1 protein-coding gene is annotated in these 1,368 nt (G+C 34.8%); it reads right to left on the bottom strand.

The features are described from left to right. Positions 1-519 precede the first annotated feature (519 nt). Positions 520-972 carry a DUF29 domain-containing protein gene (locus tag O9295_RS22390; RefSeq protein ID WP_147074131.1) on the bottom strand — a complete coding sequence of 151 codons (453 nt, stop codon included), beginning with the start codon at positions 970-972 and terminating at the stop codon, positions 520-522. Between the last annotated feature and the right edge of the window lie 396 nt (positions 973-1,368).

Below are 1,368 nucleotides of genomic sequence, written 5' to 3'. Positions count from 1 at the left end.
ATTGAAAATTTAATGCAAGTGAGGTTTGGAGAATTGGATGAGTCTTTAATAAAAGTCATTGATGAGTTGCTCAAGTTATCACCGATGGAGTCTAGTCGTTTATTATTGGAGTCTTCACGGGAAGATTTAATCAGACGATTCATCTCTGAATAAATTAATTAAGCTGGGTTAAAATACGTCTTAGCTTAAACAGCTTCAAAGAAGCAATAACCGGCGGAAAACGGGAGGATATTATTTAACAGATGAAGAATTGCGATAGACCTGAAAGGACGCTTATGATTTAGCTTTAGGACAATCTACTTTAGAGGCTTTTCAAGGAAAATATGGAGTCAACGAATCAGCAGAAATTGTGAATAAAAATGCGATTATTTACCAAGCAATGGTGTTGATTTTGTGGTGATTATATTCTCTTAAATCTCTACAGATGAATTAGAATAGACTCAAAAAGTGAAGATTTTAAATTAATAATTATCTTAAAAAACTAGGTTCCATCCTAGCTAAAATTCTCTGAATAATTCTTTACCTAATTTCAGGAAGCCAATCTTCGTCTAAAATATCAGCTAAAGCATAAGGATTCTCTGAGGGTAATTTTAAATCCGTTTTCACCTCTGCCATTTTTCTGGCTTTACCATAAAGATAATCGAGACGATTAGATAAATGGTTTCTGAGATTGGTCGTTAATCTTAATTCTAATTGAGTCCGAAAACCAATTAATTCACCTCGCCAATGTCGCTCGTTATATTCTCGTTCGCTTGACCAATACTGATAGAATAAAAGATGTTGTATGATTTGAATTACTAAACTCTCAACCGCATTTTTTTGTTCCCTTCCCAAAGCTTCTAACTCCTCAATCAAATGCTCATAATCTAAACTATCAACTTGACGATTTTTTAACAATAAAACTGTCTCATCTAGCCATTGCTGATAATCTTCTTCATAAATGGATGATAAACTTTGTCTAGCATGAATCATCGGTTATTCCTCAATCCTTCAGAATATATTGCCATTATACACCAACAAAAAAGCCCCCCTTTCGAGGATGCCCTTTTATCTAATGATTGAGATGCTAACTGATTGAAATGCCCAAAAATAGGGAGTTTATGGACTTTCCCATCAAAGTCAGGTTGATGATTGAAGCTGGAAATCGCCATCATGTTGTATAAGCAACAGGATTAACGATAATTGCTAAGTAGGTAGGCGTTAAAAATTATCAGATGCCCCCCTTATTAAGCTATCCATTAGTCACATCTTTCTTAACATAAAATTTGACAAAAAGAGAAAAGTGTGCCAGATGGCTCAAGGGGGTTCTATGGGGGAACTAATTTGATGAGATAGTTTCCAAGTCTCGCTGATATCATGTAACCTTCG

Source organism: Microcystis sp. LE18-22.4A (genome assembly GCF_027531105.1).
GTDB lineage: Bacteria > Cyanobacteriota > Cyanobacteriia > Cyanobacteriales > Microcystaceae > Microcystis > Microcystis aeruginosa.
This window is presented reverse-complemented; position numbering and strand designations above follow the sequence as displayed.